General features: G+C 71.6%; 22 protein-coding genes and 1 tRNA gene. 14 read left to right on the top strand and 9 right to left on the bottom strand.

Translation table 11 applies throughout. The annotated features are described in order from the left end of the window. Positions 1 to 90: 90 nt before the first annotated feature. The 11 genes from ABZX10_RS02470 (at position 91) to ABZX10_RS02420 (ending at position 10,355) form a co-directional block, all read left to right on the top strand. Positions 91 to 1,323, top strand: coding sequence for an acetyl-CoA C-acyltransferase (locus ABZX10_RS02470; protein ID WP_355534183.1), 1,233 nt, complete (start codon positions 91 to 93; stop codon positions 1,321 to 1,323). A 19-nt stretch (positions 1,324 to 1,342) separates the two neighbouring features. Then, the gene (locus tag ABZX10_RS02465) at positions 1,343 to 2,077 is read left to right on the top strand and encodes an enoyl-CoA hydratase/isomerase family protein (RefSeq protein WP_355534830.1); all 735 of its coding nucleotides are present in this window, start codon (positions 1,343 to 1,345) and stop codon (positions 2,075 to 2,077) included. Then, on the top strand, positions 2,074 to 2,922 hold the full coding sequence (locus tag ABZX10_RS02460) for a 3-hydroxyacyl-CoA dehydrogenase family protein (protein ID WP_355534181.1): 849 nt from the start codon (positions 2,074 to 2,076) through the stop codon (positions 2,920 to 2,922). The genes ABZX10_RS02465 and ABZX10_RS02460 overlap by 4 nt, the downstream gene beginning before the upstream one ends. A 28-nt stretch (positions 2,923 to 2,950) precedes the next feature. Further along, entirely contained in the window at positions 2,951 to 3,736 is a 786-nt protein-coding gene (locus ABZX10_RS02455) for an enoyl-CoA hydratase-related protein (protein ID WP_355534179.1), read from the top strand. A gap of 26 nt (positions 3,737 to 3,762) precedes the next feature. Beyond that, entirely contained in the window at positions 3,763 to 4,713 is a 951-nt protein-coding gene (gene paaA / locus ABZX10_RS02450) for a 1,2-phenylacetyl-CoA epoxidase subunit PaaA (RefSeq protein WP_355534177.1), read from the top strand. Next, the gene (gene paaB, locus ABZX10_RS02445) at positions 4,710 to 5,006 is read left to right on the top strand and encodes a 1,2-phenylacetyl-CoA epoxidase subunit PaaB (RefSeq protein ID WP_355534175.1); all 297 of its coding nucleotides are present in this window, start codon (positions 4,710 to 4,712) and stop codon (positions 5,004 to 5,006) included. Before paaA ends, paaB begins: the two co-directional genes overlap by 4 nt. 104 nt (positions 5,007 to 5,110) lie before the next feature. After that, positions 5,111 to 6,028, top strand: a complete 918-nt coding sequence (gene paaC, locus ABZX10_RS02440; RefSeq protein WP_355534173.1) for a 1,2-phenylacetyl-CoA epoxidase subunit PaaC — start codon at positions 5,111 to 5,113, stop codon at positions 6,026 to 6,028. 2 nt (positions 6,029 to 6,030) lie between these two features. Then, the gene (paaD, locus tag ABZX10_RS02435; protein ID WP_355534828.1) at positions 6,031 to 6,540 is read left to right on the top strand and encodes a 1,2-phenylacetyl-CoA epoxidase subunit PaaD; all 510 of its coding nucleotides are present in this window, start codon (positions 6,031 to 6,033) and stop codon (positions 6,538 to 6,540) included. Then, positions 6,540 to 7,637, top strand: coding sequence for a 1,2-phenylacetyl-CoA epoxidase subunit PaaE (gene paaE, locus ABZX10_RS02430; protein ID WP_355534171.1), 1,098 nt, complete (start codon positions 6,540 to 6,542; stop codon positions 7,635 to 7,637). Before paaD ends, paaE begins: the two co-directional genes overlap by 1 nt. Before the next feature lie 29 nt (positions 7,638 to 7,666). Beyond that, entirely contained in the window at positions 7,667 to 8,956 is a 1,290-nt protein-coding gene (gene paaK / locus ABZX10_RS02425) for a phenylacetate--CoA ligase PaaK (RefSeq protein ID WP_355534169.1), read from the top strand. Positions 8,957 to 8,966: 10 nt separating this feature from the next. Further along, positions 8,967 to 10,355 carry an amidase family protein gene (locus tag ABZX10_RS02420; RefSeq protein WP_355534167.1) on the top strand — a complete coding sequence of 463 codons (1,389 nt, stop codon included), beginning with the start codon at positions 8,967 to 8,969 and terminating at the stop codon, positions 10,353 to 10,355. Between the two features lie 9 nt (positions 10,356 to 10,364). On the opposite strand, the gene ABZX10_RS02415 is transcribed toward ABZX10_RS02420, so the two are convergent. Continuing rightward, complete coding sequence (locus ABZX10_RS02415; RefSeq protein ID WP_355534165.1) at positions 10,365 to 11,270, bottom strand: helix-turn-helix domain-containing protein; 906 nt, start codon at positions 11,268 to 11,270, stop codon at positions 10,365 to 10,367. 6 nt (positions 11,271 to 11,276) lie between these two features. Between ABZX10_RS02415 and ABZX10_RS02410 the strand changes: the two genes are divergently transcribed. Further along, complete coding sequence (locus ABZX10_RS02410; RefSeq protein WP_355534163.1) at positions 11,277 to 11,597, top strand: phenylacetaldoxime dehydratase family protein; 321 nt, start codon at positions 11,277 to 11,279, stop codon at positions 11,595 to 11,597. On the opposite strand, the gene ABZX10_RS02405 is transcribed toward ABZX10_RS02410, so the two are convergent. Together ABZX10_RS02405 and ABZX10_RS02400 are read right to left on the bottom strand one after the other, a co-directional pair. Then, positions 11,594 to 13,480, bottom strand: coding sequence for a S9 family peptidase (locus ABZX10_RS02405; protein ID WP_355534161.1), 1,887 nt, complete (start codon positions 13,478 to 13,480; stop codon positions 11,594 to 11,596). The two genes, ABZX10_RS02410 and ABZX10_RS02405, sit on opposite strands and share 4 nt — an antisense overlap. Positions 13,481 to 13,490: 10 nt before the next feature. Then, positions 13,491 to 14,675: a prolyl oligopeptidase family serine peptidase gene (locus ABZX10_RS02400; protein ID WP_355534159.1), complete on the bottom strand. Its 1,185-nt coding sequence runs from the start codon at positions 14,673 to 14,675 to the stop codon at positions 13,491 to 13,493. 102 nt (positions 14,676 to 14,777) lie between these two features. On the opposite strand from ABZX10_RS02400, the gene ABZX10_RS02395 reads away from it, so the two are divergent. Further along, on the top strand, positions 14,778 to 15,452 hold the full coding sequence (locus ABZX10_RS02395) for a hypothetical protein (RefSeq protein WP_355534157.1): 675 nt from the start codon (positions 14,778 to 14,780) through the stop codon (positions 15,450 to 15,452). A gap of 6 nt (positions 15,453 to 15,458) precedes the next feature. On the opposite strand, the gene ABZX10_RS02390 is transcribed toward ABZX10_RS02395, so the two are convergent. The 6 genes from ABZX10_RS02390 to ABZX10_RS02365 form a co-directional block, all read right to left on the bottom strand. Then, complete coding sequence (locus ABZX10_RS02390; RefSeq protein WP_355534155.1) at positions 15,459 to 16,118, bottom strand: response regulator; 660 nt, start codon at positions 16,116 to 16,118, stop codon at positions 15,459 to 15,461. Next, positions 16,108 to 17,742: a sensor histidine kinase gene (locus ABZX10_RS02385; RefSeq protein WP_355534153.1), complete on the bottom strand. Its 1,635-nt coding sequence runs from the start codon at positions 17,740 to 17,742 to the stop codon at positions 16,108 to 16,110. Before ABZX10_RS02385 ends, ABZX10_RS02390 begins: the two co-directional genes overlap by 11 nt. Positions 17,743 to 17,770: 28 nt before the next feature. Further along, positions 17,771 to 19,147, bottom strand: a complete 1,377-nt coding sequence (locus tag ABZX10_RS02380) for a citrate:proton symporter (protein ID WP_355534151.1) — start codon at positions 19,145 to 19,147, stop codon at positions 17,771 to 17,773. Positions 19,148 to 19,269: 122 nt separating this feature from the next. Next, the gene (locus ABZX10_RS02375) at positions 19,270 to 20,964 is read right to left on the bottom strand and encodes a cytochrome c biogenesis protein CcdA (protein ID WP_355534149.1); all 1,695 of its coding nucleotides are present in this window, start codon (positions 20,962 to 20,964) and stop codon (positions 19,270 to 19,272) included. A 1-nt stretch (position 20,965) separates the two neighbouring features. Further along, complete coding sequence (locus tag ABZX10_RS02370) at positions 20,966 to 21,232, bottom strand: hypothetical protein (protein WP_355534147.1); 267 nt, start codon at positions 21,230 to 21,232, stop codon at positions 20,966 to 20,968. A 134-nt stretch (positions 21,233 to 21,366) separates the two neighbouring features. Beyond that, a tRNA-Arg gene (locus ABZX10_RS02365) sits at positions 21,367 to 21,440 on the bottom strand. A 139-nt stretch (positions 21,441 to 21,579) separates the two neighbouring features. On the opposite strand from ABZX10_RS02365, the gene ABZX10_RS02360 reads away from it, so the two are divergent. Beyond that, a complete protein-coding gene (locus tag ABZX10_RS02360) occupies positions 21,580 to 22,989 on the top strand; it encodes an alpha/beta hydrolase domain-containing protein (RefSeq protein WP_355534145.1) in 1,410 nt (469 codons plus the stop codon). Positions 22,990 to 23,267 lie beyond the last annotated feature (278 nt).

Raw genomic sequence — 23,267 nt, 5'->3', positions numbered from 1 at the left:
CTTCCACCTGTCGACGGATTCCCCGGGACCTCTTGATACCAACCGAATGATCGGTTAGTATTTCCCCACAGCCGAGACGAGAGAAGACCGATGACCGAGGTATTCGTGATCACCGGGGCCCGCACGCCCCAGGGCCGCCACGGGGGCGCTCTCGCCACCGTGCGGCCGGACGATCTGGCCGGGCACGTCGTCCGCGAGGCCGTCGCCCGCGCCGGAGTCGACGGGGCCCGGATCGACGAGGTGATCCTCGGCGCCGCGAACCAGGCGGGTGAGGACAACCGCAACGTGGCCCGGATGGCGACCCTCCTCGCGGGCCTGCCCGACGAGGTGCCCGGCTACACCGTCAACCGCCTGTGCGCGAGCGGCCTCACCGCCGTGGCCGCCGGCACCGGTGCCATCCACGCGGGCGACGCGGATGTCGTCGTGGCCGGCGGCGTCGAGTCCATGACCCGCGCCCCCTGGGTGATGGCCAAGCCCGGCACCCCCTGGGCCAAGCCCGGCGAGATCGCCGATACCGCCCTGGGCTGGCGGTTCACCAACCCCGCGTTCACCGCGCACGACGCGGGCGTCCCCGCCGGGTCGGGCCCCGAGCAGCGGAAGATCACGCTCTCCATGGGCGAGACCGCCGAGGAGGTGGCGCAGCTCATGGGGATCGACCGCGAGGCGAGCGACGCCTTCGCGCTGCGCAGCCAGGAGCGCGCGGCCGCCGCCATCGCCGCGGGCCGGTTCGCCGCCGAGATCGCGCCGGTCACCGTCCCCGGCAAGCGGGGCACGAGCACCGTCGTCGATACCGACGAGCCGCCGCGCCCCACCACCGCGGAGAAGCTGGCGGCGCTGAAGCCGGTCTTCCGGGCGGACGGCATCGTCACCGCCGGCAGCTCATCCTCGCTCGCCGACGGTGCGGCGGCGCTCGTGCTCGCGAGCGGGGAGGCCGTCGAACGGTACGGCCTCACGCCGCGCGCCCGTATCGTCGGTTCCGCCGCCGCCGGGATCGCACCGAACATCATGGGCCTGGGCCCCGTACCCGCCACCCGCAAGCTGCTCGACCGGATCGGCTGGACCGTCGACGATCTCGGCGCGATCGAGCTCAACGAGGCCTTCGCCGCGCAATCCCTCGGTGTGATGGCCCAGCTCGGGCTCGACCCCGAGATCGTCAACGCCGACGGCGGCGCGATCGCGCTCGGGCATCCCCTCGGCTGCTCCGGCGCCCGGATCCTGCTCACCCTGCTCGGCCGGATGGAGCGCGAGGGTGCCCGGCGGGGCCTCGCCACCCTCTGCATCGGCGTCGGCCAGGGCCTGGCGCTCGCCGTCGAGGCGGTGTGACGTGACCACCGCGACCCTCCTGGACACGGTCACCGTCGAGCGCACCGCCGACCGATACGTTCTCACCCTGAACCGGCCGCAGGCGCGCAACGCCATCGACGCGGCCATGATCGCGGACCTCCACACGGCATGCGGCATCGTCGAGGACGACCCGGCGCCCGTGCTGTTCACCGGCGCCGGCGACCACTTCGCCGGCGGCGCAGATATCGGCGAGCTCCGCGAGCGGCGCCTGTCCGAGGCGCTCGCGGGCATCAACCGGAACCTGTTCGACCGGGTCGCCGCGCTGCCCCTGCCGACCGTGGCCGCGGTGAGCGGCTACGCCCTCGGCGGCGGCGCCGAGCTCACCTACGCGTGCGACATCCGCATCGCCACCGAGACCGCGGTCTTCGGCAACCCCGAACCGGGCCTGGGCATCATGGCCGCAGCGGGCGCCACCTACCGCCTGCCCGACCTCGTGGGCCGGTCGGTCGCCAAGCAGGTCCTGCTCGGCGGCCACCTGCTCGACGCGGCCGCCGCGCTCCGCTCCGGGCTGGTCATCGACGTGGTCCCCGCCGGTGAGCACCTCGCCTCCGGGCACCGCGTCGTCGACCGCATCACGGCCTCCTCGCCGCTGGCCCTCCGGCTCACCAAAACCATCGTCGACGGTGCCGGTGCCCCCGGCCGAGTGGACGACATCGTCCAGGCGGTGCTCTTCGAGACCGCCGACAAGCACGACCGTATGACCGCCTTCCTGGAGAAGAGGAACCTCCGATGAGCACAGCACCGTCGACCGTGCGCGTCGTGGGCGGAGGCCGGATGGGCGCGGGCATCGCGCAGGTCTTCGGGACGCTCGGCGCGGACGTGACCATCGCCGAGAGCGGCGATCGGGACGCGGCGCGGGACCGCGTCGCCACCGGGCTGCAGCGCGCCGCCGAGCGCGACAAGCTCGGCGGCGCGAGGCCCGAGGAGGTGCTCGCGCGCCTGACCGTCGTCGCCGAGATCGAGGAGCTGCCCGACGCCGACGTGGTGATCGAGGCCGTGCCCGAGATCGCCGGCCTCAAGGTCGACGTGCTGCACCGGATCGAGCGCGCGGTCGGCCCGCACGCGGTGATCGCGAGCAACACCAGCTCCCTCTCGATCGCGGGCCTCGCTGCGGCACTGGAGAATCCCGCGCGGCTCGTGGGCATGCACTTCTTCAACCCGGTGCCCGCGTCCACGCTGGTCGAGATCGTCCGGGCCCCGGACACCGATGCGGCCGTCGTGGAGCGGGTCCGCGGCTGGGTCTCGCTGCTCGGCAAGCAGGAGGTGCTGGTCAACGACTCCCCCGGCTTCGCGACCAGCCGCCTCGGCGTGTGCCTCGGGCTCGAGGCGATCCGCATGCTCGAGGAGGGCGTGGCCGACGCGGAGTCCATCGACCGGGCCATGGAGCTCGGCTACCGCCACCCGATGGGACCGCTGCGCTCCACCGATCTCGTCGGCCTCGACGTCCGGCTCGCGATCGCCGAGCACCTGGCGTCGACCCTGGGCGACCGCTTCACGCCACCGCAGTTGTTGCGCGACAAGGTCGCGAGCGGCGAGCTCGGCCGCAAGAGCGGCCGCGGCTTCCACACCTGGTCCTGACCCGCCGACATCGATCCGAGGAGAACAGATGGATAGCACCGCACCGCTCACGGTGACCGACGGCCTCGCCGTCCTGACCCTGAACCGCCCGCACGCCGCGAACGCCCTCGACGTCGCGCTGAAGACCGCGTTGCTCGACGGTGTCCGGGCGATCGCCGCCGACGACGCCGTCCGCGCCGTTCTGATCCGCGCAGAGGGCCGCAACTTCTGCGTAGGGCAGGACCTGGCCGAGCACGCCGCCGCGCTGGCCCAGTCGCCCGAGCGGTCGATGGACACGGTGGCCGAGCACTACAACCCGCTGATCTCGGCGATCGCCGGCCTTCGGGTCCCTGTCGTGGCGGCCGTGCAGGGCGCGTGCGTCGGTGCCGGCCTCGGCATCGCGCTGGCCGCCGACGTGGTGATCGCCGCCGAGAGCGCGACCTTCGCCACCGCCTTCACGGCCATCGGCCTGGCCTCGGACTCGGGGCTCACCCGCTCGCTCGTCGACGCGATCGGTGCGGTCCGCACGCGCGCGTTCCTGCTGCTCGGCGACCGGATCTCGGCTGCGCAGGCCGAGGGCTGGGGGCTCATCGCGAAGGTGGTGGCCGACGACGAGGCCGCCGCGGCAGCGGAGGCAGCGGCGCGGCGTCTCGCGGCCGGCCCCACCGCGGCGTTCGCGGCCGTGAAATCGCTCGTCGCCGCCTCGCTCCCGCCGCTCGACGAGGCGCTCGAGCGCGAGCGCGCCGGAGCGGTCCCCCTCGCCGCCACCGCCGATCACACGGGCGCCGTCGCGGCGTTCCTCGACAAGCGCCGCCCCGAATTCACCGGACACTGACCAGCCCCGCCGGAGAGGAATCGACCATGACCGACACCACGGACGACCTGGAGACCCAGTTCCAGCAGATCGTCGACGCCGACCAACGGATCGAGCCGCGCGACTGGATGCCCGAGGGCTACCGCAAGACCTTGATCCGGCAGATCGCGCAGCACGCGCACTCCGAGATCATCGGCATGCAACCCGAGGGCAACTGGCTCACCCGCGCGCCGTCCCTGCGCCGCAAGGCCATCCTCATGGCCAAGGTCCAGGACGAGGCCGGCCACGGCCTGTACCTCTACTCGGCCACCGAGACCCTCGGCGCCGACCGTGCGGAGCTCACCGAGAACCTCATCGAGGGCAGGCAGAAGTACTCGTCGATCTTCAACTACCCGACCCTCTCGTACGCCGACGTCGGCGTCATCGGCTGGCTGGTCGACGGTGCCGCCATCTGCAACCAGGTGCCACTGTGCCGCAGCTCGTACGGCCCCTACGGCCGGGCGATGATCCGGGTGTGCAAGGAGGAGTCCTTCCACCAGAGGCAGGGCTTCGAGCTGCTGATGACCATGATGACCGGCACGCAGGAGCAGCGGGACATGGTGCAGGAGTCCGTGAACCGCTGGTGGTGGCCCGCGCTGATGATGTTCGGCCCGCCCGACGACAAGTCGCCCAACTCGGCGCAGTCGATGGCCTGGCGGATCAAGCGGCACACCAACGACGAGCTGCGGCAGCGCTTCGTCGACATGTCCGTCCCGCAGGCCGACATCCTGGGCGTCACCTTCCCGGACCCCGACCTGGTGTGGAACGACGATCGCGGGTCGTACGACTTCGGTGAGCCCGACTGGGACGAGTTCATGCAGGTGGTCAAGGGCAACGGCGCCACCAGCGTGGAACGGCTGCGCAACCGCCGCGCCGCCCACGAGAACGGCGCCTGGGTCCGCGCCGCCGCGACGGCCTTCGCCGACCGCGCCACCACCACTGAAGGAGCAGAACGATGAGTGAGCAGATCCGCGCCGACTGGCCGCTGTACGAGGTCTTCCTGCGGGGCAAGCGCGGCCTCAACCACGTGCACGTCGGCTCGCTGCACGCCGCCGACGACGCGATGGCACTGCGCAACGCCCGCGACGTGTACACCCGCCGCAACGAGGGAGTCAGCATCTGGGTGGTCCGCTCCACCGACATCCTCGCTTCGAGCCCGTCGGAGAAGGATCCGTTCTTCGCCCCCAGCGGCGACAAGGTCTATCGCCACCCGACTTTCTACGACATCCCGGACACCGTCCCCCACATGTGACCCGGGCCCACGTCCCGAGCCCTGCAATCCGCCTCGACCACGGACACCGTCCCCCACATGTGACCACCGGTCACGCCTCTCAGCCCGCGAACAGGAACTCAGCCATGATCGATCACGACAGCGTCTACGAGGGCCTCGTCGACTCGGACAGCCACGGTCAGTGGGCCTTCGGCACCAGCTTCGACGAGCCGCTCGCCGGCGTCGACACGACGGTCCCCGACGACGTGGACCCGCACCAGCTGGCCGTCTACTGCCTGATGCTCGGCGACGACGCTCTGATCTCGGCGCAGCGCCTCGCCGAGTGGAGCACCCGCGCCCCCGAGCTCGAGGAGGAGGTGGCGCTCGCCAACATCGGCCTCGACCTCATCGGGCAGGCCCGCCTGCTCCTCGCACGGGCCGCGGCCGCCGATCCGGCAGTCGTCCCGGCACTCTCGGCGACCTCGCCGGTCCCCGACGAGGACGCCCTCGCCTTCTTCCGCGACGAGCAGGACTTCCGCAACGTGCGGCTCGTCGAGCTCGACAACGGCGACTTCGCGGTCACCGTCGTGCGGCTGCTGGCCTTCGCCACCGTGCGTCTGGCCCTGTTCGACGCGCTGCGCACCTCCCGCGATCCGGTGCTGGCCGCGGTCGCCGCCAAGGGGGTCAAGGAGCTGACCTACCACCGGGACTACGCGGCCCGCTGGGTCGTGACGCTGGCGCAGGGCACCGACGAGTCGCGCCGCCGCACCGAGGAGGCCCTCGCCCGGGTGTGGCCGTACGTGCCGGAGCTCTTCGAGCCGGCGGCCGAGGAGGCCGCGCTGGCCGCGATCGGTATCGGTGTGGATCCGGGCACACTGCGGGCCGAGTTCGACGCCGTCATGGCGCTGACCTTCGGCGCCGCCGGGCTACCGGTGCCCACCCCTCCCGGTGTCGCCCGGGTCGGCGGTCGCGCCGGCCGGCAGGGGCTGCACACCGAGGAGCTCAGCCGCATCCTCGCCGAGATGCAGTCCGTGGCGCGCGCTCATCCCGAGGGGAAGTGGTGACGATGTCCGCCGCCGTCACCTCCCGCGCCCACGACGTGGTCGCCGCCGTCCTCGATCCCGAGATGCCCTCCGTCACGCTCGACGACCTCGGCATCGTCCGCCGGGTCGACGAGCTCGCCGACGGCGCGGTCGCCGTGACCATCACGCCGACCTACTCCGGCTGCCCCGCGATGGGCACGATCCGGGCCGACATCGAGTCCGCGCTGCGCGGCGCCGGTTACACCGACGTCACGATCCACACGGCGCTCTCCCCCGCGTGGACCACCGACTGGATCACCGAGGCGGGCCGTGCCAAGCTCCGGGCCGCCGGCTACTCCACCCCCGGCGCGGCACCGAAACGCACAGCTGGCCCCGTACCGCTCACCCTGCAGGCCAAGCCCCGCAGCGTCACCTGCCCCGCCTGCGGATCCACTGCCACCCGGCTCGACTCCGAGTTCAGCGCGACGCCGTGCAAGGCGCTCTACCGCTGCCTCGACTGCCGCGAACCCTTCGACCACGTCAAGGAGATCTGATGACCGCCGCAGCCCCCGCCACCGAAGCCGCGTCGCGCGGCCGGGCGTTCCACGAGCTCACCGTCGCCGGCGTCGAGTCCCTGTGCGACGACGCCGTCGCGGTCACGTTCGACGTCCCCGACGCGCTGGCCGGCGAGTTCGCCTTCGCGGCCGGCCAGTCGCTCACGCTGCGCCGCACGGTCGACGGTGTCGAGCACCGCCGGTCGTACTCGATCTGCTCGCCCGTGGGCCAGCGCCCCCGGGTCGGGGTCCGCGAGGTCACCGACGGGCTGTTCTCCACCTGGCTCGTGCACGACGTCCGGGCCGGCGACACCGTCGAGGTGCAGGGCCCGACGGGCGCCTTCGCCGCGGACCCCGATACGGCAGGCGTGCACGTGCTGATCGCCGCGGGCTCCGGGATCACGCCGATGCTCTCGATCGCGGGCACCGTGCTCACCAACCCCGATTCGCGCGTGATCCTGATCTACGGGAACCGCCGCACCCGATCGGTGATGTTCGCCGACGAGATCGCCGACCTCAAGGACCAGTACCACGACCGGCTCGACGTGATCCACGTGCTCTCGCGCGAGCCGCGCGACGTGAAGCTCTTCACCGGCCGCGTGGACGGGGAACGACTCCGCGAGCTGCTGCGCACCGTGGTCCCCACCGCAGACGCCGACCACTTCTGGCTGTGCGGCCCGCACGGCATGGTGACCGACGCCGAGGCCGTGCTCCGGGAGCTGGGCGTCGACCGCTCCCAGGTGCACCGCGAGCTGTTCTACGTCGACGACGGCACCCCGCCGCCCCAGGAGAAGCACCGCGAGCCCGGCGTCGAAGGGCCGAGCAGCGCGGTCACCGTCGTCCTCGACGGCCGCAGCGTGACCGGCACGATGTCGCAGGACGACACCCTGCTCGACGGTGCCGAGGCCTTCCGGTCCGACCTCCCCTTCGCCTGCAAGGGCGGCGTCTGCGGCACCTGCCGCGCCCAGGTGCTGTGCGGCACCGTCGACATGCGACGCAACTACGCCCTCGAGGACGACGAGGTGGCCGCCGGCTTCGTCCTCACCTGCCAGACCTACCCCACCAGCGACGACGTCACCGTCGACTTCGACGCGTAGCCCCCGCCCCGAGCCCGAGGAATGCAGCCATGACCACGGCAGTCCCCACCGACGACATCGAATTCGCCTCCCGCGACCGGATCGCGACGCTCCAGCTCGAGCGCCTGCGCTGGTCCCTCGCGCACGCCTACGAGAACGTGCCGCATTACCGCAGGGCCTTCGACGAGGCCGGCGTGCACCCTTCCGACCTCACGGACCTGAGCGACCTCGCGAAGTTCCCCTTCACCACCAAGGCCGACCTCCGGGCGAACTACCCCTTCGGCATGTTCGCGGTTCCGCGCGAGCGGGTCTCACGCATCCACGCCTCGTCCGGCACCACGGGACGCCCCACCGTCGTGGGCTACACCGCCGACGACATCAGCATGTGGGCCGACATGATCGCCCGGTCCCTGCGCGCCGGGGGCGTCCGCCCCGGCGACCGGGTGCACGTGGCCTACGGCTACGGCCTGTTCACCGGCGGGCTCGGCGCGCACTACGGCGCGGAGCGACTGGGCGCCACCGTCATCCCGATGTCCGGCGGGCAGACCGAGAAGCAGATCCAGCTGATCCAGGACTTCGAGCCCGACGCGATCATGGTGACCCCGTCGTACATGCTCACGATCCTCGACAAGATGACCGAGCTGGGCATCGACCCGCGATCGACCTCGCTGCGGACCGGCGTCTTCGGCGCGGAGCCGTGGACCGAGAAGATGCGGACCGAGCTCGAGCAGGACGCGGGCATCGACGCCGTCGACATCTACGGGCTCTCCGAGGTGATCGGCCCCGGGGTGGCGATGGAGTGCGCGGAGACCAAGGACGGCCTGCACATCTGGGAGGACCACTTCTACCCCGAGATCATCGACCCGATGACCGGCGAGGTGCTGCCGGACGGGGAGCACGGCGAGCTGGTGTTCACCTCGCTCACCAAGCAGGCCGCGCCCATCATCCGGTACCGCACCCGCGACCTCACCCGGCTGCTGCCCGGAACTGCTCGCACCATGCGGCGGATGGAGAAGGTCACCGGACGCACCGACGACATGATCATCCTGCGGGGCGTGAACGTCTTCCCGACCCAGATCGAGGAGCTGATCCTGGGGATCGGCGAGCTGGCGCCGCAGTTCCAGTGCGTGCTGGACCGTCCGGACCGGATGGACCGGCTCACCGTCCGGGTCGAGCACCGCCCCGACGGGCGGATCGAGCCCGCCGCGGGCGAGCGGCTGCGCAAGCAGATCAAGGACAAGATCGGCGTCAGCGTGATCGTCGACGTGGTGGAGCCGGGCGGGCTCGAGCGTTCCGTCGGCAAGGCCCGCCGGCTGATCGACAACCGGCCGAAGGACTGAGGGGCCGGACATGCAGGAACGCCACGATCTCGCACGGTCCCGGACGGAGGTGGCGGAGTCGGGCGCCGCAACGGCCTTCGCGGCGGCCCGGCGGCGCGCGCTCGACGGCGCGGACCTGGGCGCGTTCGTCGCCCTCGCCGAACCCGCGGACTCGGCGGACGCCATCCGATCCGCGGGTCCGGCCGGCGCACCGGGGACCGGAGCCCTGGCCGGGATCCCCTTCGCGGTCAAGGACAACATCGATACCGAGCAGCTCACCACCGGTGCCGGGACGCCGGCGCTGCGCGCATCCCGGCCTGGCAGGGATCATCCCGCTGTCGCCCGGCTGCGCGACGCCGGTGCTGCGGTCCTCGGGAAGACGAACATGCACGAGCTGGCATTCGGGATCACCTCGAACAACGCCGCCTGCGGCCCCGTGCGCAACCCCATCGACCCGGGCCGGAGCGCGGGGGGCTCGTCCGGCGGGTCCGCCGTGGCGGTAGCGACCGGCGCAGTGCCGTTCGCTCTCGGCACCGACACCGGCGGATCGGTGCGGCTGCCGTCAGCCTACTGCGGTGTGGTGGGGTTCCGGCCGACCGTCGGCCGCTGGGGTGACGGCCGGCGCTGCGTGCCGCTGTCACCGACCCGCGACACCGTCGGGGTGTCCGCGTGGACCGTCGCCGACGTGGCCCTGATCGACACCGTCATCACCGGCCACCGGGACGACCGGAGAGCGCCGCAGCGACTGCGGCTGGGAGTGCCGCGGAAGGGCTTCCACGACGATCTCGATCTCGATGTCGCCGCGGTGACGGCCCGCGCCCTGGACCGGCTCGCCGACGCCGGCGTGGAGCTGGTGGACATCGACTTCTCACAGGCCCACCCGGTGGACGCCGAGTGCGGATTCCCGATCGTGCTGTACGAGGTGGCGCGGGAACTGCCGCGGTACCTGGCATCCCTTCCCGGCCCGGAACGCGATCTCACCGCCGCCGACGTCCTCGCCCGGGTGGCGTCGCGCGATGTCGCGGAGCTGCTCGGCGCTGCCCTCGCCGGGGCCTACACCGAGGAGCAGTACCGCGCCGCGCTCGAGATCCGGGACGTGCTGCGCGGGGCGTACCGGGCGGCGCTCAGCGGCGAGCAACCGATCGACGCGCTCGTGTACCCGACCTCACCGATCCTTCCCCCGCCACTCGGCGACGACACGGTGACCGCGTTCCGGGGCCGAGAGGTCCCGGTGTTCGCGACCGTCGCGCGCAATACTCTGCCGGGTTCCGCCGCGGGCATGCCCTCGATCACGCTGCCGGCGGGCACGGCACCGTCGGGCCTGCCGGTCGGACTGTCCCTGGAGTCATTGCCACACAGCGACGGTCGGCTCCTCGCCGTCGCGGGCACCGTCGAAGGGCTGCTGGCGGTCACTGGGTGACGGACCGCCTCAGTGCGCCGCGGCGAAACCGGAGGGAGTGACGCCGAACTCCCGCTTGAACGCGCGGGAGAAGGTATCGACGTCGAGGAATCCGCTCCGGTGGGCCGCCTCCGCCACAGTGCACCGTCGACGGAGCAGCTCCTGCGCGCCCTCGAGTCGACGCGTCCGGATGTACGCCGCCGCCCCGGTGTCGAAGTACCGCTCGAATACCTTCTGCACGTGCCGCAGCGAGACGTGGAACGTCGCGGCGAGGCCGGCCGGAGTCAGCTCCGGGTCCATCGCGCGCTCGTCGATGAACAGTCGCAACGCCATCGCGAGCAGTTCCGCCTCGATCGGCGGTTCCGCTCCAACTCCCCCGAGCTCCAGGCTGGCCCGCAGGAGCGGGGCGACCGACTCGGCGATCAGCTCGTCCTCCGCGCCGTCACGGCGATCCGCCGCCATGTCGACCGAACTCACGAGCGCGGAGAGCGCGCGCAACGGCGCGCTGGGCCGCAGCACCCGCGCCGTCAGGTCGGTGAAGCCGTTCCCGACCCGCGCGATGGTCTCTCGCGGGACCTGCAGGACGAACTCGCTCATCTGGCCCGGGAACGCGAGCGTGTACGGCGTGGAGGCGTCGTACAGCACGCAACCGCCCGGTGACAATCGGGCCTGCCTGCCGTTCTGCGTGACCACGCCGGTGCCGCGCCGGTGGAAGGACATGAGCACGTCCTCGCGGGGACTCGTCGCGATCGACGCGGCGTCGCGCATCACCGACGAGGCGCGGGAGGTGACGGCCGCCAGCGTGATCCCGGGTGCCAGACGCACCTGGCGCAGGCTCGCCCGGAAGTCCGGGGCCGCCGCATCGACGCGCAGCGGAACGAACGCACTGCTGCAGGCGCGCGTCCATTCCCTGGCGGATCCGACTTCCGCGAACACGAGGGCATGGACTTCCTCGTCGCCGAGGGGGCCGCGATCGGCTGTCTGGACAACCGGTACATGACGGTGCTCGACGATCAGGATCGGCCCACCGACCGGACCTTCGGGATGAGCTGGTGGAACGAGCTGAGCGCGCTCGAGGAGTGGGCGGCGTCGCACCCGTCGCACCTGAAGATCTACGGGGCGGGGATGCGGCATCTCTCCGGCTTCGGCGCCGACACCCGGCTGCGGCTGTACCACGAGGTGACCGTGCCGTCGGCAACCGAGCAAAGGTTCGTGTACTCCGGCTGCCACGACGGCACCGGCATCCTCAAGGCCGTGCGCTAGTCTCCCGCGCGGCCGCCGAGGTACCGCGCGAGGAAACGCTCCGTCGCACGGAACATGTCGATCGTGTTCTCCGGGTTGACGAAGCCGTGACCCTCGTCGGCCTTGAGCAGGTACTCGACCTCCACGCCGCGGGCCCGCAGCGCCGCCACCAGGTTGTCGGACTCGGCCTGCACCACCCGCGGGTCGTTGGCGCCCTGCACCACGAGCAGCGGCGTGCGGATCTTCTCGACGCGGGTGATCGGTGACCGGGCGAGCATGTCGGCCAACTGATCCGGGTCCGACGGGTCGCCGGCGTACCGGTACCAGTTGTTGGCCAGGTAGGGCCGGGCGATCTCCGGCAGGGTGGCCATGAAGTCCGGCAGACTCGAGATGCCCACGTAGTCGATCGCCGCGGCGAAGACCTCCGGGGTGAAGGTGACGCCGACCAGCGCCGCGTACCCGCCGTAGGAGCCGCCGAAGATCCCCACGCGCCGCGGATCCGCGATGCCCTCCGCTACGGCCCAGTCCACCGCGTCGATGAGGTCGTCGTGCATGGCGCCGGCCAGTTCGCCGATGCCGGCCTGCATGTGGGCTTTGCCGTAGCCGGTCGATCCGCGGAAGTTCACCTGCAGCACGGCGTAGCCGCGGTTCGCGAGCAGCTGGACCTCGCCGTGATAGCCCCAGGTGTCGCGGAACCACGGCCCGCCGTGCACGAGCAACACCAGGGGCAGATCCTCGGCCGACACGCCCACCGGCAGCGTGAGGTACGAGGGCAGGTCCCGGCCGTCGCGCGCGCGGATGGTCACGGGCCGCATCGGGGCGAGCATCTGCGGATCCAGGTGCGGGAAGGGCCGGAACAGGGGCCGCGACTCGCCCGTGCGATGGTCGTAGAGGTAGGTGACACCGGGGTCGCGGTCGTGGACGAAGGACACCACCCAGCGGTTCCCGTCCAGGTCGGACGAGAGGGCGCCGAGGTCACCGTCGGACAGGTCGCGCAGGGCCCCGAGCACCTCCCCGAACCGCGCGTCCAGAGCCCGGATCTCCTGGCGCTCACCGAGGTACCGGACGCCGAGCAGCGCGCCGGTGCGCGGGTCGACGATCAGCGGCTGCGGCATCGTCGGCGCGACGAGGCCGGTGGTGTCGAGGTCGAGCACATCGTGCGCGTCGGCCTCCGTCTCCTCGCCGGTGACCCCGTCGAGGTGGACGACCCGCGTGCGGTCGGTGCCGCGGTTGCTGCCGAGCCAGAGGCCACCGTCGGGCGACGGGACGATCGGGAAGACGCCCAGCGGGTAGTCGAGCCCGTCGAACGCAGCGATCGGGAGCAGCGCACGCGCCGCGGAGTCCCAGCGGCAGATCGCGATCGCGCCGGTGGCGTCCTGCGTGGACGCGAACAGCGTGCCGTCGGCGCCGTACACCCAGCCGGCCACGGTGCCGGGGTTGCGCTCGATCTCGGTGAGCCCGCCGGTGGCGATGTCGAGCTCGAAGACGTCGAACTCGTCGACCCTGCGCGGGTTCATGGAGACGATCGCGATCCCGGGCCGCGCGATCGGCAGGTCCATGAGGAAGGCGGTCGCGCCGTCGAAGGGCGTGAGGTCGACGGCGGGTGCGTCCGGGTCGTCGACGTCGGCACGGAACAGGTGCCACCGCTCGTCGCCGCCGTTGTCCTGCAGGTAGACCAACCAGCGCGGATCGGTTGTCCAGGAGAACATCTGGACGCTGCGAGTCGCGTCGGCGGTGACGGCCCGGGCGGGCGCGTCGTCGTCGAGGCCCTCGACCCACACGTTCAACCGCCCGTTCGACGGTGCCAGGAACGCGATGCGGGACCCGTCCGGCGAGATCTTCGCTCCCGCCCGGACGGGCGAGTCGAAGAACTCCTCGACGGTGATCATCGGAGGCAGGGGCACGGCGCCGCGATCAGGAGAGGATGCGGGCCAGGAAGGGCGTCGAGTCCTTCATGGATTCGAGGACCGCGCCGCTGTGATCGGCGTCCGGGTACTGATGGAGTTCGACCGCGGTACCGCTCTTCTTCAGCGCCGCCGCCAGGGCGATCGAGGACTGGACGGGGACATCGGTGTCCTTGAGCCCGACCCCCAGGAACACCGGCCGGTCGTACCCCGACGTGGGCGTTCCCATGTAGCGGTCGAGTGCCTCGCCGGCGCCGGGAACGGTACCGACCTTGGCACTGACGAAATCCGTCGGCTTCTGTCCCGTCAGCGTCTCGCTGAGCTGTTCGTAGCACTGCACCTCGGCCTTCGCGGCCGCCTGCTTTCCGCGCGGCGTGAGCACGGAGTCGAAGTCCACGCCGGGGTTGGCCTCGCGAATCCCGGCCAAGATGTACGCGGTGTAGACGGTCGCCGCGGAGCTGAGTCCACCCGGCAGGCTCGTCGTGGGTCCGACGTTCTTGACGACCTCTTCGATCTTGAACGGCGTACCCGTGGCAACGACGCCGCGGTAGTCCAGCCCACTACCGGCGCTGAACGCGGTCGCCCATCGCGCGCTGTTGACGGCGGCGCCGCCGCCCTGCGACTGGCCCACGATGGCCCACTTCTTCGACAGATTCAGCGACCCGTCGGTGTGCGCGGCGACTACGGAATCGACGACGTTGTGCGCGGTCGAGACGCTGTTGAGGTAGCTCATCAACCCGGGCGTCCCGAGGCCCGCGTAGTCGGACGCGACGATCGCGTACCCCTGCGACAGGAAGTGTCCGAGGTACTGTTTATCCCGGTCCGACCGGGGGTTCGCCGAGGGCGCACAGGCATCGCCCAGACCGACCGTGCCATGGGCCCAGGCGATCACCGGCCACCCACCGGCGGGCGGGTTCCCCTTCGGCAGGAAGACGGCACCCGTGCTCGTGGCCGGCTTGCCATGCTGATCCGTCGTCGAATACAGCACCCGCTTCGCCGTCCCGGCTCCCGGTAGGGACAGCGCCGGGTCGAGCGGGACCGACCGGATCTGTACGCCACCCTTCGCCGGCACGGGGCCGGCGTAGTTCGCGGCGTCCAGGCCGGACCAGTCCGGCGCGGCGGCGGCGGGCGCCACCACCAATCCGGTGCCCAGCAGGGCAGTGATTCCGGCGACCGCGAACCGCGTGATCCTCATACCAGGGACTCTATCGTCGGCCCGCGCGCCGCACCGGGCGACCGCCAATTGGTCCGAACAGAGGATGTCGGTCGGGACGGATCTGTGGATAGCGTGCGAACCATGATCAGAACCGCCCGAATCGGCCTCCGGAACACCCTCGCGGTGCTCATCACCGTCCCGGCGCTCGCGAGCGCAACGGCATGTTCCTCGGCGTCGTCGGTCGATACCGCCATCGCGCCGACGGAGTCCGTGCCGACATCGAATTCGGCCACCACCTCGGCCGCGGATCCGCTGGCGGAAGGTTGTGTTCTCAGCCTTGCGGAGGTGCAGGAAGTCGTAGCCCGGGAACTACCGTCCGCCACCGTGACGATGACCCCCTACAAGAAGTGCGATGACTTCACGGTGGAGGGCTATTCGATGTCGACGGCGAACGGCTCCGAGAAGATCACGAGCCTCACGATCCACGTGGACCGATACGACGGCGATGGCTTCACCTGTAGTTCCTCCGCGGGCGAGGAGCACATCGGAGGCGCGACGCCCACTGCGGTGGTCGACAGCGTCATGGCGGCTCGAAAGATCTGCACGGATCCGGAAGGCACACCGGCGAAACGGTATCCGGACATCGGCCTCGGCGCCGCGACCTACGGCAGCGGGTGGAGCGCCGTCGTCGCAGGCCGCGGGCCCTACTGGTACACCGTCGAGTTCGGTGGAGAGCACCATCGGACCAGCGACGACCGATACCTCGTACCGTTGGTGAAAGCTGTTGCCGCCGCGGATCAAAAGTACTTCGGGTAGCAGCCTTCACGCCAACGCGTACCGCTGCCGCGGCCGGCCGGTGGCGCCGTACTGCAGCGCCATCGTCAGCGTGCCGTCCCGCACCAGGTCGGCGAGGTAGCGGCGCGCGGTCGCGGGTGAGATCCCCACCTGGCCTGCGATGTCGTCGGCCAGCAGCGGCCCCGACGCCGCCCGCAACGCCTCGACGATGCGCCGCTCGGTGACCGAGCCGCCGTCGTCGCGGCGCGGGGCCGGGCGGTCGCTGCGCAGCACCGACGCGGCAGCGTCGACCTGGTCCTGGGTGACCTCGGCACCGGTGAGAATCCGCCGGTACGCCGTATACGCGCCGAGGCGTCGCGCGAGCTCCGTCGCCGGGAAGGGCTTGATGAGGTACTGCAGGGCGCCCGCGGCGAAGCCCGCCCGGACGCTGGCCGCATCGTCCGCGGCACCGAGGATGAAGGCGTCGCACCGCATCTCACGCACCAGGTCGATGCCCGAGCCGTCCGGGAGGTAGACGTCGACCAGCGCCAGGTCGATCCGCTCGCGCTCCAGGATCGCGCGCGCCTCCGACAGCGTCCGCGCGGAGCCGACCGTGGCCAGCCCGACCATGGTGTCCACGATCGTGGCGTGCAACCCCGCCACCCGGAAGTCGTCGTCCACCACCAGGATCCGCAGGTCACGGGGCATCGTCGCGCACCCCCTGCGGCAGGGTCGCCATGACGGTGGTCGGCTCGTGCGCGCCGGGACCGCCCCGCCCGACGACGGTGACCTCTCCCCCGTGCCCGCGCGCCACCTGCCGCGCGATCGCGAGGCCCAGGCCGCGCCCGCCGGGCACCGTCGGATCGGTGCGGGTGCTGACGCCCTCGACGAAAGGATCCGCGACGGTGAATCCCGGCCCGCTGTCGGCGACGATGATCGCGAGGTCGTCGCCGTCGCGGAGCACGTCGATCTCCACCTCGCGGGGCTCGTCCCCGTCGGCCGCGGCGTCGATGGCGTTGTCGAGGAGATTGCCCACCAGCGTGGTGGTGTCGACGGGGTGGGTGAGCACGCCGACCAGTGCGGTATCGGCGCCGACGCGCAGCACGACGCCCCGCTCGCGGGCGCGCGCGGCCTTGGCCGAGACGAAGGCCTTCAGGTGCGGCTCGTCGAGGCGGTCCAGCCCGGAGACGGGGAGAACTCCGGCCCGACCGGAGACCTCGTCGAGGTAGGCGATGGCCTCATCGGTGCGGCCGTCGCGGAGCAGTCCGGCGACGACGTGCACCCGGTTCGCCGACTCGTGCCGCTGTGCGCGCAGCGCGGAGCTCATGGCCTGCACGGAGTCGAGCTCGCGGGTGAGGGCCTCGACGTCCGTGCGGTCGACGGCCGTGAGCACCGTGCCGAGGTCCGTCCCCCCGCGGTGCACCCGGCGCGCGGCGACGAGGACCACCCGCTCGTTCACCGCGGCCGCGACGGGCGTCTCGGTGGGCGACGCCACGACGGACGAGACCCGTTCCGACAGGCCCAGATCCGTCAGCGGTGTGCCCGCCTCGGCGGTCACACCGAGCAGTTCACGGGCACGGTCGTTGATGACGCGGACGATCCCCTTCGCGTCGATGGCGATGACGCCCTCCGATCCCGAGTACAGGACGGCGTTCTGCTCCCGGATCAGCTCCGCCATCTCCTCCGGCTCGAGCCCCAGGGTCAGGCGCCGCCACCGTCGGGCCAACAGGCCGGAGCCGACGATCCCGACGGCGAGTGCGAGAGCCGCGAGCCCCGCCAGCAGGAGCAGGGTGCGGCGCGCGGCCTCGGCGACCGTCTCGGTGGAGATGCCCACGCTGACCAGGCCCACCACCGTCCCGTCGGGACCGAGGACCGGGGCCTTGGCGCGGACCGAGTCGCCGAGGGTGCCGCGCTGCTGGGTGAGCTCGACATCACCGCCGAGCGCGGTCGACGGGTCGGTGCTCAGCGGCGCGCCCAGCTGGGACGGGTCGGGGTGGGCGATCCGGTATCCGGCGTCGTCGGCGATGACCACGAACAGCACCCCGGTGCGCTGGGTGATCGCGACGGCCTGGCGCTGCAGCGGCGCGGCGGCGAGTTCGTCCCGCGTGGCCGGACGGCCCGCGCGCCGGGCGGCGGACTGCGCCGCGGCGCCGGCCCGGACATCGGTGTCGGAGGCGACCGTCTCCGCGATCGCCTCCGCCCGGTGCCCGTACTCGGTGCGGGTGTCGGCGTCCACGCGGTGCACGACGATGCCGAACCCGGCCGCCAGGCTGACGATGATGATCACCACCTGGAGCAGGAGGATCTGCGTCCGCAGCCGGATCCTGGGCATCGCATCAGCCTAGTCATCCGGTCCGCGCTCAGAACGGGATCTGGCCGAGGAGCACACCGACCACGAGCATGACGATCGAGACGACGACCGCCCGCCACAGCACCTTTTTGTGGTGGTCGGCCAGGCCCACGCCCGCCAGCGCGACGAGGAGCAGGATGGCCGGGACCAGAGGGCTCTGCATGTGGAAGGGCTGACCGGTGATCGAGGCGCGGGCCATTTCGGCGGCGCTGATCCCGTAGTGGCCCGCCGTCTCCGAGAGCACCGGCAGGATGCCGAAGTAGAAGGCGTCGTTGGACATGAGGAAGGTGAACGGGATCGAGAGGATGCCGGTGATGACGGCGAGGTGCGGCCCCATCGACGCGGGGATGATGCCGGTGACCCAGGCCGCCACCGACTCGACCATGCCGGTGCCCTTGAAGACACCCGTCAGAACCGCTGCGGCGAAGACCATTCCGACCACCGAGACGATCGACTTCGAGTGCCGCGTGATGGCCTCCTGCTGCTCCGCCACCTTGGGGAAGTTCACGGCCAGCGCGATCGCGGCGGCGATCATGAACAGCACCGGGATCGGCAGCAGGTCCAGCGTGAGCACCGCGAGCAGCGCGATGGTGATCGCGGCGTTGAACCACAGGAGCTTCGGGTTGCCGTGCACGCCGAGGGCCGCGGTCAGCGCGCTGTCCTTGGTGCCCGACGCATCCTCGTCGGTCCCGCCGGTCCCCGCGTCGCCGCCGATGGTGCCGCCCCCGCCCCCGGCGCCCACGCCGGAGAGGACCCGATCGCGGATCACGATGCTGCCGATCCGCTTGCGCTCCATGAGCCCGAGGTGCCAGGCGAAGGCGAGCACGACGACCATCCCCGCGATGAGCGAGGGGATCATCGGCACGAACACCTCGGACGGCGAGATCTTCAGCGCGGCAGCGGCGCGGGCGGTGGGCCCGCCCCAGGGCAGGATGTTCATCGTGCCGTTGGCCAGGCCCGCCACCACCGTGAGCACGACGGGGCTGACGCCGAGCTTGAGGTACAGCGGCAGCAGCGCGGTGGTGGTGACGATGAAGGTCGTGGAGCCGTCACCGTCGAGCGAGACGACCGCGGCCAGAACGCCCGTGCCGAGAACGAGCTTGGCCGGATCCTCGCCGACGACGCGGACCACCGCGCGGATGACCGGGTCGAACAGGCCGACGTCGATCATCACCCCGAAGAAGATGATCGCGAAGAACAGCATCGCCGCGGTGGGGGCGAGATCCTTGATGCCGTCGGTGATCATCTTGCCGATGCCGGTACCCGCGCCGGCGAGCAGGCCGAAGACCACCGGGACGGCGATCAGCGCGACGATGGGCGTCGCGCGGCGGGTCATGATGACGACCATGAACGCCGCGACCATGGTCAGTCCCAGGACTGTCAACATGGGATTCTCCTCGTGGATGAGTGATCGGGGTAACACGAGAAGCATGGACGTGACGGGGTTCACAGCGCGCTCTTGTGCGTGTTAGTCGCACTTCTGCGCGTTTCGCGCGGTGGCCGCGCCGGTCAGCCGAAGGTGAACGAGTAGGCCGTCAGGCCGGGACTCAGGGCGACGGTGACGGTGCCCGCCCCCGAGGCCGGGCGGTCGACGACGGTGCGGATGTCCGGCGGACCGTCGACGGCGATCGTGCGGGCGGCCCCGCCCTCGGTGACGGTGAGGGTGCCGGTTCCGCCCACGTCGAGGTACACGCGCTGCGCGGTGTAGGCCAGGGTGAGGCTCGCCCCGCTCCCCGCGCGGATGTCCTCGGCGCCGACCGTCCACGTCCCGGCGAGCGCGAACATGTTGGGCTGCACCGCCTCCGGCCGATCGAACACGCGAGTGCCCGCATCGTAGCCACCGGTTCCGCCGTACCCCTGCTGCTTCTCGGCGCCGAGGTAGAGCTCGGGCGTACGGTCGGCGTTGCGCGGGGTCGTGTCCGGGACGTCGGTCGCGGTCGGCAGTACCGCGCCGGGGTGCGCCGCGAGCAGCAGGGACCGGATCGCCGTCTCGGTCCGGTCGTAGTGCCCCTCGCCGAGGGTGACCAGCCGGACGGATCCGGTCGCGTCGACGAGGTAACCGGCGGGCCAGGCGACGTTGCGGTAGGCCGCCCACGTCGCGGACCGGTTGTCGACGGCGACCGGAAAGGTCACGCCGAGCCTGCGAGCTCCGGCGGTGACGTTCCCGACGTCGTGCTCGAAGGCGTACTCAGGGGTGTGCACGCCGACGACCTCGAAGCCGAGCTCACGATAGTTCTTCCACCAGGCCTCGGCGTGCGGCAGTTCGCGCTGGCAGTTGATGCAGGAGTAGGCCCAGAAGTCGACGAGCACGACCTTGCCGCGCAACCCCTCCATCGTTCGGGGCGCACCGCCGATCCACGGGTCGATGCCCGCGAACTCCGGCGCCCGTCCGCAGTCGGCGAGCTGCGCGGTCCCCGTGAAGGCCGCCTGCTGACACTGCTGCAGGGACCCGGTGCCGGAGACCTGCGGCGCGATCGCCGCTGCCCCGAGCCGGTCGCCGACCGCCTGGGTGTAGTCGGGCACCCGGCGCTGGATGAGGTCGGTGACGTTCAGCGCCAGCGCGACGGCGAGCGCGATCACCAGCACGCCACCGACTGCGCGGATGGTCCGCTGGCGCCGCTGCAGCGCGCGGACCCGGTCGGCGAGGCGGTGCCCGGTGAGGGCGATGGCGAGCAGCGGGATCGCGGTGCCCACGGCGAAGGCCGCGGTGAGCACCAGTGTGCGGGGTCCGATGGTGTCCGTCGCCCCGGCCAGCGCGATCGCCGCGAGGACCGGGCCCGCGCACGGCACGTACACCGCGCCGAGCGCGACGCCCAGCACGAAGCCGCCCACGGCACCGTCGCCCTTGAGACCCGGGACGCGCTGCGGGAGGCGGGCGAAGGGCCGCTCGAGCAGACGCTCCAGCGGCGGGACCAGCATCGCCGCGCCGAGCAGGAGCAGCGCGCCGATGCCGACCCAGCGGATCAGCCCGGAGGGCAGGTGCAGGAGCGCGAGGACGACGGTGCCGAACAGCGTGAACAGCGAAAAGCTCAGGACCAGACCGGCGACGATGGCGATGGGCCTGGCTCGCGAGGTGGGGGCACCGTCGGGCCCTGTCCCGGCGCTGCCGAGCAGGACGACCGGGAGCACGGGGAGTACGCAGGGCGAGACTCCCGCGAGGACGCCGCCGACCAGACCGACCAGCGGCAGCGCGAGGTCGGTCACGTCACCAGGTGGTCCCGTTCATGCCCGGGATCACGCAGTGACCCCACTTGTCGACCCGGCCGATGATCATCGCGTCGTAGCCCGTACAGCTCGAGTTGACCGTCGCGCACGTGTGGATGTCGGTGATCACCTTGTTCTCACCGGGTTTGCCACACTGGGATCCGACCGGCGGCGGCGCGGGCGTAGGAACGGCCGACGCCGTCCCGCCGCTGCCGAACAGTGCCACCGCACACGCCGCGACCGCGACGATCCGTACTGATCGCTTCATTCGAGCACCTCCTGTGAGGCCCCCACGTCCAGTGCTGATCGTAACGCCGCGCACCGGGTGTAGGACACCCCATTTCACCCGATTTCCGCAGGTCACATCCTGTACGCGTACGCGGTGCGGAGCGCCGTGATAAGCGCCCCCGGCAGGAATCGAACCTGCGACCTAGAGATTAGAAGGCTCTTGCTCTATCCAACTGAGCTACGGAGGCTGGTGGTGCGGTGGTCATCCTATCGGCACCCGGGGTCGCTACGCCGACCTGTCCACACGGGCGATCCGATCGCGTTCCGTCCCTTACGCCGGTTCCACATGACACAGTGCTGAGGAGGTCGAAGCACAAGGGGGTTGTCATGGTCACAGAAGCACCGCTGATGTCCGGTCCGGTCACCGGGGGCGCCCACGGGTGGCCCTTCGGTGTCCCCATCGGCGATCCGGCCGATCACGGCTACCGCCAGGACGAGTACTTCGTCGAGGGGGTGGCCACCGCGTATCGCCCGGTGCCGGGCACCGAACTCGGCCCCGACGGGCAGTGGGAGACCGAGCCCGCGAGTGCCGCCACCTACCGGACCCGGATCGTCGTGCACCGTCCGGTCGATCCGGCGCGGTTCTCGGGCACGGCCTATGTCTTCTGGAACAACGTCAGCGCCGGGTTCGACATCTACGACGGTGCCGACGCCCCGGGCCTGATCGCGCGGGGCGATGTCTTCGTCGCGGTGACCTGCCAGCGCGCCGGCGTGCACGGGACCTCACAGAACCTGGGGTTGCGGACCTGGGATCCGGAGCGCTACGGGACCCTCTCCCTTGCCAGCGACGACTACTCGTTCGATGTCTTCGCGCAGGTGGGCGCCGCGATCCGGGGCAGCCGCTCCCCCGGCTCCGTCGACCCCCTCGACGGACTCGTTCCCCGCAGGGTGATCGCGGAGGGCGCCTCGCAGTCGGCGGGAAGGCTCGCAACCTTCATCAACGCCGTCGCGGCGCACACGCCGGTCTTCGACGGCTACCTCCTCACGGTGTACATGGGCTTCGGGCTCCCGCTCCAGGTCGGCGACGAGGTGATCGACCTCGCCGGCCCCGGGCGCAACCCCGGACCGGCGCTCGTCGCCCGCAACTACATCCGCGCGATCGAGCAGAAGGTGATGGTGGTCGAGTCCGAGTTGGAGGCGCGCGTCGCCGCACCCTTCCGGCAGAGCGACACCGACACCTACCGCTGCTGGGAGACGGCGGGCACCTGCCACGCCTCGGTGCAGGGGTCCGCTGCCCGCGGGCCGCGACTGGCGCGGGACTTCGCCCAGCTCACCGGGTTTCTGACCCAGGGGGCGGGTCGCGAGCTGCCGCCCGGGGTCACGGCGAATCAGGTACCGCTGGCGCCCGTGATCGACGCCGCGAAGGCCGCCCTGGTGCGCTGGATCGACGGCGCGGACGCGCCCGCCTCGTCGCCCAGGGTGGAAGTGTCCGACGGTGCGGTGGTCCGGGATGCGGACGGCATCGCCCGCGGCGGGATCCGGCTGCCGCAGGTCGCGGTCCCCGTCGCCGTCAACGGCTCGGCGCCGCTGGGCGACGATCTGATGGCCGAACTGCAGGGGTCGTGCGTTCCGTTCACCGCCGGGCAGCTCGCCCAGCGGTACGCGGACGGTGCCGACTACCTCCGCCGGTTCCGCGCGGCGGCCGACCGCGCCGTCGCGGAGGGCTTCCTCCCCGCCGCGGACGCCGACGCCCTGTCCGGGGAGGCGGCCGCCCGGGCCCAGAACCTGTTCGGGTAAGGCGAATCGCGCCCTCGGCGGGACCGCCCGTCAGGAGACCGGGATCGCGAGGTCGCCGGACACCGCGAACGGGGCTTTGCCGGGCTGCACCATGACGACCGGCCGGCCCGACTCCTCGATCAGCACCGCCACCATGCCGCCCTCGGCGAACTGCGCGACCAGCCCGCGGGGGCTGCGTCCCACGGCGATCGCGACGGCGTCGACACGATCCGCGAACCGGACCAGGGTCTTGCCCACCGCCGCGAGGTCGCCGACGCTGGTGAGCAGGAGCCCGCTCG

It is taken from the genome of Tsukamurella sp. NPDC003166, assembly GCF_040611135.1.
GTDB lineage: Bacteria > Actinomycetota > Actinomycetes > Mycobacteriales > Mycobacteriaceae > Tsukamurella.
This window is presented reverse-complemented; position numbering and strand designations above follow the sequence as displayed.

Excerpts from the sequence above, each read along its gene's own strand:
- ABZX10_RS02470 (WP_355534183.1), top strand. The coding sequence starts at position 91 with ATGACCGAGGTATTCGTGATCACCGGGGCCCGCACGCCCCAGGGCCGC.
- ABZX10_RS02460 (WP_355534181.1), top strand. The coding sequence starts at position 2,074 with ATGAGCACAGCACCGTCGACCGTGCGCGTCGTGGGCGGAGGCCGGATG.
- ABZX10_RS02455 (WP_355534179.1), top strand. The coding sequence starts at position 2,951 with ATGGATAGCACCGCACCGCTCACGGTGACCGACGGCCTCGCCGTCCTG.
- paaA (WP_355534177.1), top strand. The coding sequence starts at position 3,763 with ATGACCGACACCACGGACGACCTGGAGACCCAGTTCCAGCAGATCGTC.
- paaB (WP_355534175.1), top strand. The coding sequence starts at position 4,710 with ATGAGTGAGCAGATCCGCGCCGACTGGCCGCTGTACGAGGTCTTCCTG.
- paaC (WP_355534173.1), top strand. The coding sequence starts at position 5,111 with ATGATCGATCACGACAGCGTCTACGAGGGCCTCGTCGACTCGGACAGC.
- paaD (WP_355534828.1), top strand. The coding sequence starts at position 6,031 with ATGTCCGCCGCCGTCACCTCCCGCGCCCACGACGTGGTCGCCGCCGTC.
- paaE (WP_355534171.1), top strand. The coding sequence starts at position 6,540 with ATGACCGCCGCAGCCCCCGCCACCGAAGCCGCGTCGCGCGGCCGGGCG.
- paaK (WP_355534169.1), top strand. The coding sequence starts at position 7,667 with ATGACCACGGCAGTCCCCACCGACGACATCGAATTCGCCTCCCGCGAC.
- ABZX10_RS02420 (WP_355534167.1), top strand. The coding sequence starts at position 8,967 with ATGCAGGAACGCCACGATCTCGCACGGTCCCGGACGGAGGTGGCGGAG.
- ABZX10_RS02410 (WP_355534163.1), top strand. The coding sequence starts at position 11,277 with ATGGACTTCCTCGTCGCCGAGGGGGCCGCGATCGGCTGTCTGGACAAC.
- ABZX10_RS02400 (WP_355534159.1), bottom strand. The coding sequence starts at position 14,675 with ATGAGGATCACGCGGTTCGCGGTCGCCGGAATCACTGCCCTGCTGGGC.
- ABZX10_RS02395 (WP_355534157.1), top strand. The coding sequence starts at position 14,778 with ATGATCAGAACCGCCCGAATCGGCCTCCGGAACACCCTCGCGGTGCTC.
- ABZX10_RS02390 (WP_355534155.1), bottom strand. The coding sequence starts at position 16,118 with ATGCCCCGTGACCTGCGGATCCTGGTGGTGGACGACGACTTCCGGGTG.
- ABZX10_RS02385 (WP_355534153.1), bottom strand. The coding sequence starts at position 17,742 with ATGCCCAGGATCCGGCTGCGGACGCAGATCCTCCTGCTCCAGGTGGTG.
- ABZX10_RS02380 (WP_355534151.1), bottom strand. The coding sequence starts at position 19,147 with ATGTTGACAGTCCTGGGACTGACCATGGTCGCGGCGTTCATGGTCGTC.
- ABZX10_RS02370 (WP_355534147.1), bottom strand. The coding sequence starts at position 21,232 with ATGAAGCGATCAGTACGGATCGTCGCGGTCGCGGCGTGTGCGGTGGCA.
- ABZX10_RS02360 (WP_355534145.1), top strand. The coding sequence starts at position 21,580 with ATGGTCACAGAAGCACCGCTGATGTCCGGTCCGGTCACCGGGGGCGCC.